A 255-nucleotide genomic window follows, 5' to 3' on the forward strand; every position below is an offset into this window, starting at 1 on the left:
GGGTAACTGATTTTACGTATATCCGGACAAAAGAAGGCTGGCTTTACGTCACCGTCGTTGTTGATCTATTTTCTAGATTGATCGTAGGGTGGTCAATGAGATCAAGAGCGACAGCGGAGTCCGTTATGGATGCTTTACTCATGGCGATTTGGCGGCGACGTCCCACAAAAAAAGTACTGGTACACTCAGATCAAGGCGCTCAATATACCTCGAAAGATTGGCAAACCTTCTTAAAAGATAATAATCTGGAAGCCA

General features: G+C 44.3%; 1 protein-coding gene. It reads left to right on the forward strand.

The window, feature by feature from the left end; translation table 11 throughout:
- The coding region (locus tag V6259_RS19870; RefSeq protein WP_341585998.1) for a DDE-type integrase/transposase/recombinase at positions 1-255 on the forward strand (255 nt) is incomplete at both ends.

It is taken from the genome of Marinomonas sp. TI.3.20 (assembly GCF_038155025.1).
In the GTDB taxonomy this organism is placed as follows: domain Bacteria; phylum Pseudomonadota; class Gammaproteobacteria; order Pseudomonadales; family Marinomonadaceae; genus Marinomonas; species Marinomonas flavescens.